The sequence below is a fragment of the Devosia sp. P2_G7 genome, from assembly GCF_056403495.1.
Map to the genome: position 1 here is coordinate 68,470 of NZ_JBFUFI010000013.1, position 17,079 is coordinate 85,548.

Consider the following 17,079-nt stretch of genomic DNA (forward strand, 5'->3'; position numbering starts at 1 on the left):
ACCCCGCCGCCGATCAACTCAGTAGCGCTGCGGCGCTGCCGGCTTGTTGCCCATGATCTCTTCAATCTTGGCCAGCACGTCCGGCGTCATCTTCGACTTCGAGTCGAGCGCCTTGAGGTTGTCCTTCAGCTGGCTCAGCTTCGAGGCGCCGAGGATCACCGTGGAGACGTTGGGGTTGGCGTTGCACCAGAGCAGTGCCAGGTGATGGATCGGCATGCCGAGCTCATCGGCGAGCTTGGCCAGCTGCTTCACCTTCGCCAATTCGGCGCGGCCCTTGTCGCTATCCAGCCGCGCCTTCAGCCACTCGTAGCCGGGCAGGTTCATGCGGCTGTCCGCGGGGATGCCGTCATTGTACTTGCCGGTCAGGATGCCCGAGGCGAGCGGCGACCAGATCGTCGTGCCCAAGCCGAACAGGCTGTAGAGCGGAAGGAACTCGGCCTCGACCTTCTCGCGACGGAACAGGTTGTATTCCGGCTGCTCCATGGTCGGCGGCGTCAGGTGCTCCTGCCGGGCGATCGCATAGGCTTCGGTCAGCTGCTGCGCCGTCCATTCCGAGGTGCCCCAGTAGAGCACCTTGCCCTGGGTGATCAGGTTGTGCATCGCCCGCACCGTCTCTTCGATCGGGGTATCGATGTCCGGGCGGTGGCAGAAATAGAGATCGAGATAGTCGACCTGCAGGCGCTTCAGTGCGGCATGCGCAGCGTCGGTCACGTGCTTGGCGCTCAGGCCCTTCTGCGTCGGCTTCGAGCCGCCCCAGAACACCTTGGACGACACCGCATAGCTGTCGCGGCTCCAGTTCAGCGCCTTCAGCGCCTCGCCCATGACGATCTCGGCGTTGCCCTGCTCATAGCCTTCGGCATTGTCGAAGAAGTTGATGCCGTTGTCGTAGGCGTAACCCATGATCGAGGCGGCGGCGTCCTCGCCGACCTGCTTGCCAAAGGTCACCCAGGCGCCAAATGAAAATTCACTGACCCGAAGGCCAGCCTTGCCGAGGCGGCGGTATTCCATGATGTCGATGTCCGTGGTTGGGGTCGTCGGAAGGAAGACGGTCGTTTTATCGTCGCTTGCCGATGAATACAACGGCAGCATGAGGGACTACCGAGAGTTCCGCCGCACCCTCGCCATCACCAATGGTCTGACTTGCCGGGCGGGAGCGCAGCGGCCACAGTCCCCATTCCCCGATCGGAGACCGACATGCGATTCATTATCTATGGCGTCGGCGCCATCGGCGGCACCTTTGCTGCGGCGCTGGCCGGCGCGGGTCACGAGGTAATCGGCATCGCGCGCGGCAGCATGCTGCAGGCAATCCGCGCCAATGGCGGCCTGATGTTCCGCACCACTGCGACGTCCCAGCTGGTGCACTTTCCAGTGGTTGGCGCGCCCACCGAGCTCGAGTTTCGGCCCGATGACGTGATCTTTCTCACCATGAAGGGTCAAGATACGGCCGCGGCGCTCGAAGCGTTGCGCGCGGCCGGCGCGACCACGCAGGCCGTGGTCTGCGCCCAGAACGGCGTCAACAATGAGCGGCTGGCGTTGCGGCTGTTTCCCAATGTCTACGGCATGACGGTGATGCTGCCGGCCGACTACGTGACGCCCGGGGAAGTCATCTGCTACGGCCAGCCGAAATACGGCCTCGTCGATCTCGGCCGCTATCCGCATGGGCTCGACGACAACGTGGCTGCGATCGCCACGGCCTTCGACAGCGCGGGTTTCGCCGCCTTCCCGCTCGAGCACGTGATGCGCTCGAAATACGGCAAGCTGCGCGACAACCTCGGCAACGTGGTCGAGGCGGCGCTCGGACACGGCAGCCGCTCGGGACCGTTGATGGACGCGATCCAGGCCGAAGCCGAGGCGGCCTACCGTGCCGCAGGAATCGATTGGGTGGCCGTCGGCAACGACGATCCGCGGCGGAAGGGCCTGATGAAGATGGGCGCCGTCGACGGCGTCACCCGCACCGGCGGTTCGTCGGTCCAGAGCCTGAAGCGTGGCACCGGCACCATCGAGACCGACTATCTCAACGGCGAGATCGTGCTGCTCGGCGGCCTGCATGGCGTGCCCACTCCGCTCAATGCCGGGCTTGTCGCAGTCGGTCGGGAGCTGGTGGAGAAGAGTGCGAAACCCGGGAGCATGACCGAGGCCGAGTTGCGGGCGCGGCTGGGTGTCTAGCCCGCCCTTGCACCGATCCGTCATCGGCGCTATATGAACGCCAACAACATCTCTGGCTTAAAGCGAGAGTGGGGTGCCGAAGCGGCCCCCGCTCTTTTTGTTATCCAAAGGCCCAAAAGAGCGGCATGACCTTCGATCTGACCGAAAAGCGCTACATCAAAGAGACCGGTCTCGAGCAGCGGATCGCCCGCATCGTCGAGCCCGTCGCCAACGATCTCGGCTATAGCCTCGTGCGTGTGAAGATGACGCAGGAGAACGGCCTGACGCTGCAGATCATGGCCGAGGACGGCAATGGCCGCTTCAACATCACCGACTGCGAGCGGCTGAGCAAAGACGTCTCACCGGTGCTCGATGTCGAGGATCCGATCGACCGCGAGTACCATCTCGAGGTGTCGTCGCCCGGTATCGACCGGCCGCTGGTCCGGGCCCGTGATTTCGCCACTTATGTGGGTCATGAGGCCAAGATCGAGCTTTCCGACCTGCTCGATGGCCGCCGCCGCTTCCGCGGCATCATCAAGGCGGTCGATGGCGACAGCGTCATCGTCACGCTGCCTGATGTGCCCAAGGGCACCGACCCCGACTTCAAGCTGCCGCTGATGCTGTTGGCCGAAGCCAAGCTGGTGATGACCGATGCGCTGATGAATATCGCGCAGGTCGACCAGGAAGAATTTCCGATCGACGACGACGAAGAAATCGAGACCGTCGAGATCCCTACTGAATCCGAAGAAGACGCTTCCACTGAGGAGACCAACTAAATGGCCGTTAGCGCGAACCGCCTGGAGCTGCTCCAGATCGCTGATGCCGTAGCCCGCGAGAAGTCGATCGATCGCATGATCGTCATCGAGTCGATGCAGGACGCGATCGAGAAGGCGGCCAAGACCCGCTACGGCGCCGAGACCAACGTGCGCGCCGAGATCAACCCCAAGACCGGCGAGCTGCGCCTGTGGCGGCTGCTCGAGGTGGTCGAGGCGGTGGAAGAACCCGGGCGCCAGGTCGAGCTCAAGTACGCCAAGACGAAGAACGACGCCGCCAAGCTCGGCGACTTCCTGACCGAGCCGCTGCCGCCGATCGAGTTCGGCCGCATCGCCGCCCAGTCGGCCAAGCAGGTCATCGTGCAGAAGGTGCGCGATGCCGAGCGTGACCGCATGTATGAAGAGTACATCAACCGCGTCGGCGAGATCGTCAACGGCACGGTCAAGCGCGTCGAATACGGTAACGTCATCGTTGACCTCGGTCGTGGCGAAGCCATTATCCGCCGCGACGAACTGATCCCGCGCGAGCTCTATCGCTACGGCGACCGCGTCCGCGCCTATATCTACGATGTGCGCCGCGAGCAGCGCGGCCCGCAGATTTTCCTCTCCCGCACCCATCCGCAGTTCATGGCCAAGCTGTTCATGCAGGAAGTGCCGGAGATCTACGACGGTATCATCACCATCCGCTCGATCGCCCGCGATCCGGGCAGCCGCGCCAAGATCGCCGTGACCTCGTCGGATTCCTCGATCGACCCGGTTGGCGCCTGCGTCGGGATGCGCGGTTCGCGCGTTCAGGCGGTGGTTGCCGAACTGCAGGGCGAAAAGATCGACATCATCCCGTGGACCGAATCGATCGCCGACCTCGTCGTTTCGGCGCTGCAGCCGGCTGACGTGGCCAAGGTCGTGCTCGACGAGCAGGCCGAGCGCATCGAAGTCGTGGTGCCGGACGAGCAGCTCAGCCTCGCCATCGGCCGTCGCGGCCAGAATGTGCGCCTCGCTTCGCAGCTGATCGGCTGGGATATCGACATCCTGACCGAGCAGGAAGAGTCGGAGCGCCGCCAGAAGGAATTCACCGAGCGCTCTGCTTTGTTCATGCAGGCCCTTGATGTTGACGAGATGGTTGCCCAACTACTGGCTTCCGAAGGCTTCTCCTCGGTCGAGGAACTTGCCTATATCGATGCGTCCGAAATCGCCTCGATCCAGGGCTTCGACGAAGAGACCGCCGGCGAGATCCAGCAGCGCGCCACCGACTACCTGGCGGCGATCGAGAAGGCCAACGACGACGAGCGCATCAAGCTCGGCGTCCTTGACGAGCTGTACGAGATCCCGGGCCTGAATGCGGCGATGCTCGTCGCGCTGGGCAAGGAAGACATCAAGAGCGTCGAAGACTTTGCGGGCTGCGCCGCCGACGATCTCGTCGGCTGGACCGAACGCAAGGACGGCGAGACCAAGCGGTTCGAGGGCACCTTCAAGGATTTCCCCGTGTCGCGCGAAGAAGCCGAAGAAATGATCCTCCAAGCCCGCCTGAAGGCCGGCTGGATCACCGAGGCCGATCTTGCCGTGCCCGACGAAGAGCAGTTCGAGGAAGGAGCGCCCGCGTAATCGGGTGGTTTAGAGCCCGGTGCCGCGTCGCGAAGAAACCGAGAGGCAGTGCGCCCTCACCCGTGAGGTGAAGCCCATTGCCGAACTCATCCGCTTCGCCGTCTCTCCCGACGGAGAGGTGGTGCCCGATACCGACGGCAAGGCCGAAGGTCGCGGCGTATGGATTAGCCTGGGCCACAAGTTCGTGGCCGAGGCGCAGAAGAAGAAAGCCTTCGCCAAAAGCCTCAAGGCCGAGGTGAAGGTGCCCGACGATCTTGCCGGACTGACCCGGCGCCGGCTCGAGGAGCGCTTTCTCAGCGCCCTCAGTCTCGCCAAGAAAGCGGGGCAGTTGGTGACCGGCTCGATGAAGGTCAAGGCGGCGATCGAGGCGGGCGAAGTGCAAGGTCTCCTCACCGCGACGGACGCGGCCGAGGACGGCAGGAACAAGCTCCTGGGTTCGCTCAAGGGCTACACAATGGCGGCGGAAGAGGCAGGTTTTGGGCCCGCTTTAACCCCTCATTTCGAATTGCTCGATTCGGGCCAAATGGGTTTGGCACTCGGGATCGAAAATGTGATACATGCTGCGCTCATCAAGGGGGGCGCGGCCCAGGCGGCGGTGCAACGAGCTGAAAGACTGGCTCGTTACATCGCCAACTAGACGGGTTGTTTGAGCGGCGCAGCAGCGCTATGCCGCCCCCTGAGCCCTACAATCGGACTTGGTCAGAGAGCGCGAAGCCGCGCTTTCTCGGGCAGGTTTCGTGAAGGAAGACGCGAGTTACATGGCTGATAACGACGACAAGCGCGAAGATTCTGGTGCCGGCGGCAAGAAGACGCTGTCATTGAAGGGAGGCCCCTCGATGGGGGCACGCCCCAATGTGGCACGTTCGTCGCGGAACACTGTGGTCGTCGAGAAGCGCACCCGCTTTGTGCCGCCCGGCTCGCCGGTGCACACCCCGCATCCGCCCCGCCCGCCGCAGGGTGGTGGCGGCGCCGCCCCTTCACAGGGTTCGGGCCGCCCGGCTTCGTCCGGTGCGCCGTCGGGCAATCGACCGTACCAGTCCAACCAGGGCCGTCCGCCGCTCCGTTCAGGTTCCGGCCCGCGCCCGAGTGCCGGCCTCAGCGCCACCGAAGCCGATGCCCGCGCTCGTGCGCTGCGTGAAGCTGCCGGCCGCCAGGCCGAGGATGAAGCCCGCGCCCGCGCCGAGGAAGCTCGCCGCAACGAGGAAGACGCCCGTCGTCGCGCCCTCCGCGAGGAAGCTCAGCGCGCCGAAGAGGCTAAGGCTCGTGCCGCCGAAGGCGAGCGTGCCCTCGAGGAAGTCGCCGAGATCTCAACCGTCTCTCGCGAACCGCGCGTTTCGCCGGCCCGTCGTGCGGCCGCCACTCCCGGTGCCCGTCCGGTCACCCCGGTGGCCGAGCTTCCGCCGACCCCGCCGTCCGAGGCCGATGGCCGCAAGACCCGCACTGCCCCGGCAGCGCGTCCGCTGGTCAATGCCGCAGAGCTCGAGAACGCTCGTCGTGGTGGCGCCGCCCGCGTCGCTGCAACGCCCGAGCGTCCGACGCGCCGCGCCGGCGAGGAAGCCTTTGCCCGTGGTCGCCTGACCGTCACCAATGCCGGCTCGGAATCGGATCGCGACAAGGGCCCGTCCCTCGCCGCCATGCGCCGCCGCCGCGACAAGAAGATGGGCCGCAACCAGCAGCAGGCGCCCAAGCTCAGCCGTGAAGTGACCATTCCCGAGGCGATCACTGTCCAGGAACTGGCCAACCGCATGTCGGAACGCGCCGTCGACGTGATCAAGATCCTGATGGCCCAGGGCCAGATGGTGAAGATCACCGACGTCATCGACAGCGACACTGCCGAACTGATCGCCACAGAACTCGGCCACACCGTCAAGCGCGTCTCCGACGCCGACGTGGAAGAGGGTCTGTACGACATCCCGGCCGACGACAAGGCCGAGGACCTGACCAACCGCGCGCCGGTCGTGACCATCATGGGCCACGTCGACCACGGCAAGACCTCACTGCTCGACGCCATCCGCGAGACCAACGTGGTCTCCGGTGAAGCGGGCGGCATCACCCAGCATATCGGTGCCTATCAGGTCGAAAAGAACGGCCAGAAGATCACCTTCCTCGATACCCCGGGCCACGAGGCGTTCACCGCCATGCGTGCCCGCGGCGCCCAGGCGACGGATATCGCGGTGCTGGTGGTGGCGGCCGATGACGGCGTCATGCCGCAGACGATCGAATCCATCAAGCACGCCAAGGCGGCCGGGGTTCCGATCATCGTGGCCATCAACAAGATGGACAAGCCGAGTGCCAATCCGCAGCGCGTTCGCACCGAACTGCTGCAGCACGAAGTGTTCGTCGAATCGATGGGCGGTGATGTGCTCGACGTGGAAGTCTCGGCGGTCACCAAGGCCGGCCTCGACAAGCTGCTCGAAACCATCCTGCTGCAGGCCGAAGTGCTGGAGCTCAAGGTGGCCCGCGATGGGCGTGCCGAGGGTCTGGTCATCGAGGCCAAGCTCGATCGCGGCCGCGGTGCGGTGGCGACGGTGCTGGTGCAGCGCGGCACTTTGGCGATCGGCGACATCCTCGTCGCCGGTACCGAGTTCGCCCGCGTCCGTGCGCTGATCAACGATCAGGGCGACCAGGTGAAGGAAGCCGGCCCGTCCATTCCGGTGGAAGTGCTGGGCTTTACCGGCGTGCCGTCAGCCGGCGACCGCTTCTCGGTGGTCGAGAGCGAAGCGCGGGCCCGCGAAGTCACCGAATACCGTCAGCGCCTGATCCGCGAGAAGACGGCGGGCGGTGGTGCCACCAGCCTCGAGCAGATGATGAATCAGCTCAAGGCCTCGGGCGTCGCCAAGTTCCCGCTGATCATCAAGGGTGACGTGCAGGGCTCGGTCGAAGCGATCAACGCTTCGCTCAACAAGCTCTCGACCGACGAAGTGTCGGCGCAGATCCTGATGAGCGGCGTCGGCGCCATCACCGAATCCGACGTGACGCTGGCTTCGGCCTCGAACGCCATCATCATCGGTTTCAACGTCCGCGCCAACAAGCAGGCCTCCGATCTCGCCACCCGCGAGGGCATCGAAATCCGCTACTACAACATCATCTACGACCTCGTGGATGACGTGAAGGCAGCGATGTCGGGCCTGTTGAAGCCGGAACGCCGCGAGACCTTCATCGGCTACGCCACGATCAAGGAAGTCTTCCAGATCACCAAGGTCGGCAAGGTCGCCGGCTGCCAGGTCACCGAAGGCATCGTCGAACGCGGCGCCGGTGTGCGCCTGCTCCGCGACAACGTCGTGATCCACGAAGGCAAGCTGAAGACCCTCAAGCGCTTCAAGGACGAAGTGAAGGAAGTCGCAGTCGGCCAGGAATGCGGCATGGCCTTCGAAAACTACGAAGACATCCGCGCTGGGGATGTGATCGAATGCTTCCGCGTGGAGAGCGTAGTCCGCTCGCTGTAAGCGATGGCCACTACCGAACACAAAGAGAGCGCCTGGTGGAAACCGGCGCTCTCTTTTCTTTTTGGGGGGCGCGAAGGCGATCATCGCTATCGTCGCCTTGCTGGCAGTGCTGTTCGGCAGCTGGCTGGCTTGGTGGTGGTCTCGCCCCGATCTCTTTTCAGTCCTGTCAGCCGGCCGGTTACGTTCGACAGTCTTGGCAAGCTGGAAGCGGCAGCGAGCTCATTCAATGTCACTCCCAACTGCCTTTGAAGAGCTGATCGCCTGCTCGCCAAGCGATCAGGTTGAGAACCCTCCCCAACTCGCCTAAGTATCGGCGATGCGTGGAGTTGGCGGCAGAAGCGGTGGCGGGGGACGAGGGCTGAACGGCCCGGACATCCCCGATGCGCTCCCCTTCGACAAGGGCGAACGCCTCAAGACCTTCCGCCATCTCGGCCGGTTGTTCGCGCAGATGTGGCGGACCAGCCCGTGGCTGATGGGCCTCAGCATCGTGCTCCGGCTCATCGTCGCCATCCAGCCGCCGCTGGTGCTGCTGCTGACCAAGCTGATCATCGACGAGGTGGTGCACCAGACCAGCCTCGGCGTCCCCGGCCCCGAGCTCGCCGACTGGCTTTCGAGCGGCCGGCTCACCACCCTGCTCTGGCTGCTGGCCGGCGAGTTCGCACTGGTGTTCGCCCGCGATGCCTTCAACCGCGCCATCAATGTCGTCGACAACATCCTCGGCGAGAGCCACTCCAACGCCGTCAGCCTCGAGCTGATGCAGCATGCGGCCAAGCTCGACCTGAAGCACTTCGAGCAATCCGAATACCAGGACCGGCTGGAGCGAGCCCGTCGCCAGGCCGCATCGCGCTCGACCGTGATCTCGCAAGTGTTCGGCCAGGCACAGGCGATGATCACTGCCATCGCGCTCGCCGCCGGCCTCTTTCTCTATGCGCCGCTGCTCATCGGGCTCCTCGCCCTCGCGCTGATCCCGGCGGTGTGGGGTGAGTTCCGCTTCAACCGCCTCGCCTACTGGATTTCACACAACCGCTCGCCCGAGCGGCGGCAGCTCGAATACCTGCGCCAGATCGGCGCCAGCGCCGACAGCGCCAAGGAAATCAAGCTGTTCGGGCTAGGCGGGTTCCTGTCAGGCCGCTTCGAGACGCTGAGCCAGCAGATCCTCATCGAGAACCGCAACCTCTCGATCAAGCGCGCCTGGCAGACCGGGGCGCTGGCCGCCATTTCGACCCTCACCTACTATGCTGCCTACGCCTACATCGTCTGGCGCACGCTGCACGGGGAGTTCTCCATCGGCACGCTGGTGTTCCTGTCGGGCAGTTTCAACCAGCTCAACGGCTATTTGCAACAGATCCTCATCGGCTTCACCCAGATCGCCGGGCAGTCGCTCTATCTCGACGACCTGTTCAGCTTCTTCGAGATCGAGCCCACCATCCTCGATCCCAAGCACCCAAAACCCTTCCCGCTTCCCGTGAAACAGGGGATCGTGTTCGAGAATGTGGGCTTCCGCTATCCGGGCTCCGAACGCTGGGCGGTGCGCAACCTCAGCTTCACGGTGCCGGCCGGCGAAACGCTCGCCTTGGTCGGCGAGAACGGCGCCGGCAAGACCACCATCGTCAAGCTGATGACCCGGCTCTACGACCCGGACGAGGGCCGCATCACCCTCGACGGCATCGATTTGAAGGAGTTCGCCACCGCCGATCTCCGCACCCATATCGGGGTGATCTTCCAGGATTTCCTGCGCTACAGCTTCTCGGCCTCAGACAATATCGGCGTCGGCCGCATCGAGGTGGCCGACGACCGCAACCGTATCATCGCCGCGGCGGAGCAAAGCCTTGCCGATCCAGTGATCCGCCGCCTGCCCGAGGCCTACGACCAGATGCTCGGGCGCACCTTCCTCAAGGGCCAGGACCTTTCGGGCGGCGAATGGCAGAAGATCGCCATCGCCCGCGCCTATATGCGGAACGCCGAGATCATCATCCTCGACGAGCCCACCGCGGCACTCGACGCCCGCGCCGAAGCGGAGGTCTTCACCCGCTTCAAATCGCTCGCCGAAGGCACCACGGCGGTGCTGATCTCGCACCGCTTCTCCACCGTCCGCATGGCCGACCGCATCGTCGTCCTCGCCGACGGCAAAGTGGTCGAAGCCGGCACCCACGACGAACTGATCGCCGAAGCCGGCCGCTACGCCGAGCTGTTCGAACTGCAGGCGCAGGGCTATCGCTGAGTCATCGGCAACTCGGGCACCGGCATCGGCAGTTCGCCGCGTTCGGTGAAGATCGAGTCGATCAGGCCCCAATCCCTTGCTTCTTCCGGCGACATATAGCGGTCGCGGTCGAGGGTGCGCTCCACCTCCTCGATGGTGCGGCCGCAGTGCTTGGAATAGATGCGGTTGATCCGGGCCTTCACCTTCTGGCTCTCCTCGGCGTGGATCAGCACGTCGGTGACCTTGCCCTGGGCGCCACCCGAGGGCTGGTGCACGAGGATCGAGGCATTGGGAAGCGCCATGCGGCGGCCCGGCGCGCCGCCGGCGAGGAGGAATGAGCCCATCGAGTAGGCAGTGCCCATGCAGAGCGTCGAGACCGGCGACCTGATGAATTGCATGGTGTCGTAGATGGCGAGGCCGGCCGTCACCACGCCGCCGGGCGAGTTGATGTAGAGGGCGATCTCCTTGCCCGGCCCTTCGGACTCGAGGAACAGCAGCTGGGCGCAGATCAGCGCCGCCATCTGGTCCTCGACCTCACCGTTGACGAAGATGATCCGCTCGCGCAGCAGCCGCGAGAAGATATCGAACGAACGCTCTCCCCGGCTCGACTGTTCGATGACCATGGGGACGAGCTGCATCGTGTCGCGCATCGGCAACCTCCTTCAGAACTGCTTTGAGTGAAGCTTGGGGCTAGGCGGCCCTGAGCATCGCCACGTTGGCGTTGGCGGGGATCGGCACTCGCATGGGCTCCATCACCCGGTCGTGCACCAGCCGCAGCCAGGTGCCGCCGTCGGGCGTCGCCGTGAGCGTGAAGGTGACCAGTTCCCCACCGGCATCGCCCTCGCGCCAGCTGAGGCGCAGGCGATGCGGCGGCACGGCCTCGACCACCTCGGCGGTGAAGCGCTCGGCGTCGCCGTCCGGCAGCAGCCAAGCGTCGCGGTAGGCGGGGATGCTCAGCGCGCGCCACACCTTTTCCGGTGCGGCATCGAGCGCGCATTCCACCGTCACGCGCTCAGCTTCGGTTTGCGGCTCGCTCATTGGTCCATCTCCTTGAGGAAGTCCTTGAGGCGGCCCAGCCGTTCCGGCCAGAACGCCTGGTAGCGGCTCAGCCAGTCGTGCAGCGGCGCCATGCCGTCGGGGTTCACCGCGTAATGCACGCTCCGCCCCTCGCGCCGTTCGCGGATCAGCCCAGCGCCGCGCAGCACGGCGATGTGCTGCGACATCGCCGGCTGCGAGATGGCGAAGCCCTCGCCAAGCGCCGAACCGGTCAGCTCACCGCTCGCCAGCCGCTCCAGCATGGCACGGCGGTTCGGATCGGCCAGCGCCTTGAAGATATCTGCTTCCATGACCAACACATAAGCCAATACTTATGAGTCGTGCAAGCCTCCTCGACTCGATGACCCGCCTCGGCATAGGGTCGCGCCCGTTCCGACAGCGGAGTTTGTCACGTGCGTGCCCTGATCCTCGCCCTTTGCGGCCTTCTCGCCATCGGCAGTGCCGCCGCCCAGGACGCACCGACCCTCGGCCGCGACGGCGTCAACCTCAGCTTCGAGGCGCTGGGGCATCGTTTCGTGCTGCCGACGCCGGATTGGCTGTCGCCCACCGAGCGGCTTTCGCCTGATGTGCTGAAGCTGGTGGAATCCAACACCTATGGCGATGCCGGGCAGGCCTTCGCCGAGTTCTTCCCGCTCGGTGAGTCCATCGACAAGTGGACCCAGACCTACGCCGTGCGGCTGACGCTGCAGCCGGGCCGCAGCCTCGACGACTACCGCCGCGCCACGATGTACGGCTACTCGCAGATCTGCAAACCCGAGGCGATCGGCTTCTTTAATTTCGGCGAGGAGACCGGTGATTTCTTCCCGGCGCTCGGCATGGTGTGCGGCGCCTACAAGGACAACGGCAAGCTGCGCGGGTTGGGCGAGGTGATGGTCGCCGTATTCAAAAAGACCGATACCGGGATTGCGATGGTCTATCAGGAGTGGAAGGGCCGGGCGTTCGATCCGTCGGATCCGAAGACCTGGCCGGTGGATGCGGCGGTGTTCCAGGCTCGGGCGAAGGAATTGCAGGACGCGGTGACGCTGGAGAAAGTGGCGGCCCAATAGCCGCGCCCGTGGTGGCCGACAGCGAGGAGGCTAAGCCCCCCGCGCCGCCAGCGCCGCCCCCGTCAAACTCCCCTTCGCCCCGCGCAACCCCGTCGGCGTCCCCTCGAATACCACGCTCCCACCCTCGTGACCCGCGCCCGGCCCGAGGTCGATGACCCAGTCTGCCCGGCTGATCACATCGAGATTGTGCTCGATGACGATCACGGTCGATCCCGCATCGACCAGCCGGTCGAACAGCCCGATCAGCGTATCGACGTCGTTCATGTGGAGCCCGGTGGTCGGCTCGTCGAGCACATAGATATTGCCGGATTTACCCAGTTCCGCCGCCAGCTTCAGACGCTGGCGTTCACCGCCCGACAGCGTCGACAGCGGCTGGCCCAGGGTTAGGTAGCCGAGGCCGACATCGTCCAACCCCTTGAGGATCTTGGCGATGGCCGGCTCGGTGAAGAACTCGGTCGCCTCGGAGACGCTCATTTCGTAAACGTCGCTGATCGCACGCCCACGCAGCTTGTGCTGCAGCACTTCGTCGGTGAAGCGCTTGCCCTCGCAAGTCTCGCAGACGCTCGCCACCGGGTCCATGTGGGCGAGGTCGGTATAGGTGACGCCCAGGCCCTTGCAGTCCGGGCAGGCGCCCTTGGAGTTGGCCGAGAATAGCGCCGCGTCGACGCCATTGGCCTTGGCGAAGGTCTTCCTCACCGTGTCGAGGATGCCGGTATAGGTCGCGGTGTTGGAGCGCGACGAGCCGCGGTTGAGGTTCTGGTCGATGATCACCGTGTCCGGGTAGGCCGTCGGAAGCGAACCTTGGATCAGCGAGCTCTTGCCGGCGCCGGCGACGCCGGTCACCACGGTCAGCACGCCCTCGGGGATCGCCACCGACACATCGCGCAGGTTGTTGGTCTTGGCGTGCGCGATCTTCAGCTGGCCCTTGGGCTTGCGCAGGTCGGTCTTGATCGGCTGGTACTTCTTCATGTGGTTGCCGGTGAGGGTGCCCGACTTCAGCAAACCGTCGAAATCGCCCTCGTAGACGATCTCGCCGCCCTTCGAACCAGCAAACGGCCCCATGTCGACGACGTGGTCGGCAATGGCGATCATGTCGGGCTTGTGCTCGACGATCAGCACGGTGTTGCCCTTGTCGCGCAGCTGCTGCATCAGCCCGGCTAGCGGGCCGACATCGTGCGGGTGCAACCCGACGCTCGGCTCGTCGAATACATAGGTGATGTCGGTCAGCGATGAGCCGAGGTGCCGCACCATCTTCACCCGCTGGCTTTCGCCGCCCGAGAGCGTGGAGCTCTCGCGATCGAGGCTGAGATAGCGGAGCCCGATGATGACGAGGTTCTCGAGCCGCGCCGCCAGTGCCTCGAGCATCGGCCCGATGCCCGGCGCATCGATCGAGCGGACGAACGGGGCGAGGTCGGACACCTGCATCGCCGAGCATTCGGCGATATTCTTGCCGTTCACCTTGCTGCCGAGCGCCGCCGCATTCAGCCGGGCGCCGCCGCAGGCGGGGCAGGTCTTGCGGGTGAAGATCCTGTCGTACTCGGCGCGCACATGCGGCTGCAGGTTCTCAGGGTCCTTCGCGCCCAATCCCTTCTTCAGCTTGGCGACGATCCCGTCATAGGTGAGCCCGATCTTGCCGACCTTGACCTTGCGGCCATCGTCGAGGTGGAAGAGGTTCTCGCGCTCTTCGGCGGTGAAGTCCTTGACCGGCTTGTCCATGTCGAAGAAGCCGGAGGCCTTGTAGAGCTCCCAGTACCAGCTATCGACCGCGAAATCCTTGGGCAGCAGCGCGCCCTGGTTGAGCGATCTGCTCTCATCGACAACCGCGTCCATGTCCATGGCGGCGACCTGGCCGATGCCCTCGCAATCGGGGCACATGCCGCGCGGGTCGTTGTAGGAGTAGAGCCCCGGCGCGCCCAGCTTCGGCGTGGCGGCACGCGAAAAGATCACGCGCAGCATCTGAGCGGCATCCGTCACCGTCGCCACGGTGGAGCGAGAATTGCCGCCCAGCCGCTGCTGGTCGACGATGATTGCAGCGGAAATGTTCTCGAGCTGATCAGCGTCGGGCTGGCCGTAATGCGGCATGAACTGCTGGACGAAGGCGGGGTAGGTCTCGTTGATCAACCGTTGGCTTTCGGCCGCGATGGTGCCGAACACCAGCGAGCTCTTGCCCGATCCAGACACGCCGGTGAACACGGTGATCTTCCGCTTCGGGATATCCAGCGACACGTTCTTGAGATTGTTCTCCCGCGCGCCGCGGATCTTGATCGAACCGTACATGCTACCCTCTTTCGTAATTTACCAGTTAGTTAAATAAGCTTTCGGGGAAAGGCAACCCCTCCCCCACCAACGGTGTCACCCCGGCGAGGGTCGGGGCCCATCCTGAGATGCCGCGGTAGCAGCGCATGAGCCGACACACCTCAGGATGGATCCCGGCTTCGCCGGGATGACATCGAGTTTGGGGAGATGCTCACGGCAGCCGATCCAGCACCGCGAACTCCTGATGCATCCGGCGCCGTTCGGCGTCGGAAAGAGGCAGCGCCCGGAACCTGCGATGAAGGTCTGTCGCGACCTGGTGCTGCCCCATGGCCACTGCCAGTTCGATACGCGATGCGAGCGCTCGTGCGTCGCCGCCGCTGGTGACTGCTCCGGAGAGGACTGGGATGGTTATCTCTTCGCTCATCGCTTGACCTCGCTTTCTGAAAGGTGAAGCCGGACACCCGTGGGTGCCCGGCGTGGCGCGCTAGATGCTCGCCTTGCGGATCGCCCGGGCGCCGATGGTCAGGCCAACCACGGCAACGCCGGCCGCGACCAGCACGCCCCACAGCACCGTGGTGGTGAACAGTTCGCCGGCGAACAGCGCCCGTTCGGCTTCGACCAGGTAGGTCAGCGGGTTGAAGCGGCTGGCCGCATAGAGCCAGCCGGGCCCGTTCTCGATCGGCAGCAGCACGCCGCCGAGCAGCATCAGCGGCAGCGCCACGGATTGGCTCACCATGTAGAACAGCGAGGTGTTGTGGCGCGCGGCGATGGCGAGCGAGTAGGACAGCGCCGCGACGCCTGCGCCGAACAAGGCAAGCAGCGCCAGCCCGAACAGCATCTGGATCGGATGAAGCTGCAGCCCGAATGGCCAGGCGAGGAGGATGAGCGCCACCGCCTGCAGGGCCAGCGGGAACATCTCCTTGAGCGAGCGGCCGAAGATCAGCGCCGGCCGGCTCATCGGGGTGGCAAGGAACCGTTCGAGCACACCGCTCATCAGCTCCTCGGTGAGGCTCCAGCCGACCATCGCCGTGCCGAACAGCGTCAGCATGACGATCATCCCGGGCACGAACCACTGCAGCGCGTCGGCGGTGGAGCCGCCGACGTCGAGCAGCGGCACGAAGAAGGCGAGATAGAGCACCGGTTGCACCAGACCGAACGCCATCCACGAGGGATCGGCGAGGGTGGGCTTCATCTCGCGGGTGAACGAGGTCGCGACATCACGGAAGAAGGTCATCGTTGAATCTCCTGAAGCTCGATCATGGGGGCGGGCCACCACCCTGCCTTCTCCCCTTGTGGGAGAAGGTGCCCGAAGGGCGGATGAGGGGTCTCTCTCCGCAAGCTCAATCGCCCGTCGCTTTGCTCCGGTCGCGCAGCCTCCGGCTGCGGACCCCTCATCCGGCGCTGCGCGCCACCTTCTCCCACAAGGGGAGAAGGCAGGGTGGCTCGCCGCCTCACAGGTGCAAATGGCCCCTTCATGCTGCGCTCTCCCTGAGCGAGCGGCCGGTCAAACCCAGGAACACGTCGTCCAGCGTCGGTCGCCGCACATTCGCCGCCAGCACTCGTGCTCCTCGCAGATCGAGCGAGCGGATGAACTCCGGCAGCACCGCTTCGCCGCCCTTCACCGTCACGCCGACCCGGGCGCCGTCGCGGGTCACTTCGCGCGCTTCGGGCAGGTTGGCAGCGACCTCGGCCGCCACCACCGAGTCCGTTGCGTCGATGGTGATGCGGTCGCCGGCGAGGTCGGCCTTCAGCCGTTCCGGCGTGTCGTTGGCGATGACTTGGCCGTTGTCCATGATCATCACCCGCTCGGCCATGGAGTCGGCCTCATCGAGATAGTGGGTCGTGAGGAAGATCGTCATTCCCGTCGCCTTGCGGATCCTGACGATGTGCTCCCAGAGGTTGGCGCGGCTATGCGGGTCGAGCCCGGTGGAGGGCTCGTCGAGGAACAGCACCTTGGGGCTGTGCATCAGCCCGAGCGCCACATCGACGCGCCGCTTCTGCCCGCCCGAAAGGCTCATGCCGGTGCGGGCCTCGAGGCCGGTCAGCTCGAGCATGCCGATCAGTTCGTCGGCTCGTTTCGCCGCGGCGGCCTTGCTCATCTGCTGGGCAGCGCCCTGCGTCAGCAGTTCATCGCGCAGCTTGTTGTAGTTGCCAGTGCCCTTGCCCTGGCCGACATAGCCGATCTGCTTTCGCACCTCAGCCGGGGCGTGGAGGACATCGTGCCCGGCCACGTTGGCGGTGCCTTCGCTTGGCGGCAGCAGCGTCGTCAGCATCCGCACGCTGGTCGATTTGCCGGCGCCATTGGGCCCGAGAAAGGCGACCAGTTCGCCCTCCGCGACATCGAGATCGAGGCCGCGCACGGCCTCCACCACTCCGGTCTTGGTCTTGAAACTCCGCATCAATCCACGCGCATGAATCACGGCTGGAACTCCTCTTTGACTTCTCAAGGCAAACTGTTCCACCCCTCCTGACATGACGTGTCAGCAGGGTGGATTTCGACGTAAGGCTCGACTTTTCCGCACAGGGGCCATAACATTGTGCGGCGTACAAGGTTT

Annotated in this window: 15 protein-coding genes; 7 read left to right on the top strand and 8 right to left on the bottom strand. The window is 65.0% G+C overall.

Features of this window, described 5'->3' with window-relative positions; all coding sequences use genetic code 11:
• Positions 1–18 precede the first annotated feature (18 nt).
• Positions 19–1,008, bottom strand: coding sequence for a potassium channel beta subunit family protein (locus AC1DWU_RS19285; RefSeq protein ID WP_477151628.1), 990 nt, complete (start codon positions 1,006–1,008; stop codon positions 19–21).
• Positions 1,009–1,194: 186 nt separating this feature from the next.
• On the opposite strand from AC1DWU_RS19285, the gene AC1DWU_RS19290 reads away from it, so the two are divergent.
• The 6 genes from AC1DWU_RS19290 (at position 1,195) to AC1DWU_RS19315 (ending at position 10,187) form a co-directional block, all read left to right on the top strand.
• Positions 1,195–2,166, top strand: a complete 972-nt coding sequence (locus AC1DWU_RS19290) for a ketopantoate reductase family protein (RefSeq protein WP_477151629.1) — start codon at positions 1,195–1,197, stop codon at positions 2,164–2,166.
• Positions 2,167–2,291: 125 nt separating this feature from the next.
• Positions 2,292–2,921 (top strand): ribosome maturation factor RimP, encoded by a 630-nt coding sequence (gene rimP / locus AC1DWU_RS19295; RefSeq protein ID WP_477151630.1) that lies wholly within the window; start codon positions 2,292–2,294, stop codon positions 2,919–2,921.
• The gene (gene nusA / locus AC1DWU_RS19300) at positions 2,922–4,520 is read left to right on the top strand and encodes a transcription termination factor NusA (protein ID WP_477151631.1); all 1,599 of its coding nucleotides are present in this window, start codon (positions 2,922–2,924) and stop codon (positions 4,518–4,520) included. It abuts the gene before it with no gap.
• 19 nt (positions 4,521–4,539) lie between these two features.
• Positions 4,540–5,157, top strand: a complete 618-nt coding sequence (locus AC1DWU_RS19305; protein WP_477151632.1) for an RNA-binding protein — start codon at positions 4,540–4,542, stop codon at positions 5,155–5,157.
• Between the two features lie 121 nt (positions 5,158–5,278).
• Positions 5,279–7,966, top strand: a complete 2,688-nt coding sequence (gene infB, locus AC1DWU_RS19310) for a translation initiation factor IF-2 (protein ID WP_477151633.1) — start codon at positions 5,279–5,281, stop codon at positions 7,964–7,966.
• A 316-nt stretch (positions 7,967–8,282) separates the two neighbouring features.
• A complete protein-coding gene (locus AC1DWU_RS19315; RefSeq protein ID WP_477151634.1) occupies positions 8,283–10,187 on the top strand; it encodes an ABC transporter ATP-binding protein in 1,905 nt (634 codons plus the stop codon).
• Here the strand turns inward: AC1DWU_RS19315 and AC1DWU_RS19320 are convergent.
• From AC1DWU_RS19320 to AC1DWU_RS19330, 3 genes are read right to left on the bottom strand one after another with little or no spacing between them, the layout of a single operon-like run.
• Entirely contained in the window at positions 10,178–10,816 is a 639-nt protein-coding gene (locus tag AC1DWU_RS19320) for an ATP-dependent Clp protease proteolytic subunit (RefSeq protein WP_477151635.1), read from the bottom strand. The genes AC1DWU_RS19315 and AC1DWU_RS19320 overlap by 10 nt on opposite strands.
• Before the next feature lie 40 nt (positions 10,817–10,856).
• Positions 10,857–11,204 (bottom strand): SRPBCC family protein, encoded by a 348-nt coding sequence (locus tag AC1DWU_RS19325; protein WP_477151636.1) that lies wholly within the window; start codon positions 11,202–11,204, stop codon positions 10,857–10,859.
• Positions 11,201–11,512: an ArsR/SmtB family transcription factor gene (locus AC1DWU_RS19330; RefSeq protein ID WP_055874328.1), complete on the bottom strand. Its 312-nt coding sequence runs from the start codon at positions 11,510–11,512 to the stop codon at positions 11,201–11,203. The genes AC1DWU_RS19325 and AC1DWU_RS19330 overlap by 4 nt, the downstream gene beginning before the upstream one ends.
• A gap of 102 nt (positions 11,513–11,614) precedes the next feature.
• On the opposite strand from AC1DWU_RS19330, the gene AC1DWU_RS19335 reads away from it, so the two are divergent.
• Positions 11,615–12,268 (top strand): hypothetical protein, encoded by a 654-nt coding sequence (locus tag AC1DWU_RS19335; RefSeq protein ID WP_477151637.1) that lies wholly within the window; start codon positions 11,615–11,617, stop codon positions 12,266–12,268.
• Between the two features lie 30 nt (positions 12,269–12,298).
• Here the strand turns inward: AC1DWU_RS19335 and AC1DWU_RS19340 are convergent, their stop codons facing one another.
• The 4 genes from AC1DWU_RS19340 to AC1DWU_RS19355 form a co-directional block, all read right to left on the bottom strand.
• Entirely contained in the window at positions 12,299–14,545 is a 2,247-nt protein-coding gene (locus AC1DWU_RS19340) for an ATP-binding cassette domain-containing protein (protein WP_477151638.1), read from the bottom strand.
• Positions 14,546–14,735: 190 nt separating this feature from the next.
• Positions 14,736–14,948, bottom strand: a complete 213-nt coding sequence (locus AC1DWU_RS19345; RefSeq protein ID WP_477151639.1) for a hypothetical protein — start codon at positions 14,946–14,948, stop codon at positions 14,736–14,738.
• A gap of 60 nt (positions 14,949–15,008) precedes the next feature.
• On the bottom strand, positions 15,009–15,758 hold the full coding sequence (locus tag AC1DWU_RS19350) for an ABC transporter permease (protein WP_477151640.1): 750 nt from the start codon (positions 15,756–15,758) through the stop codon (positions 15,009–15,011).
• 238 nt (positions 15,759–15,996) lie between these two features.
• Complete coding sequence (locus tag AC1DWU_RS19355) at positions 15,997–16,944, bottom strand: ATP-binding cassette domain-containing protein (RefSeq protein ID WP_477151641.1); 948 nt, start codon at positions 16,942–16,944, stop codon at positions 15,997–15,999.
• Between the last annotated feature and the right edge of the window lie 135 nt (positions 16,945–17,079).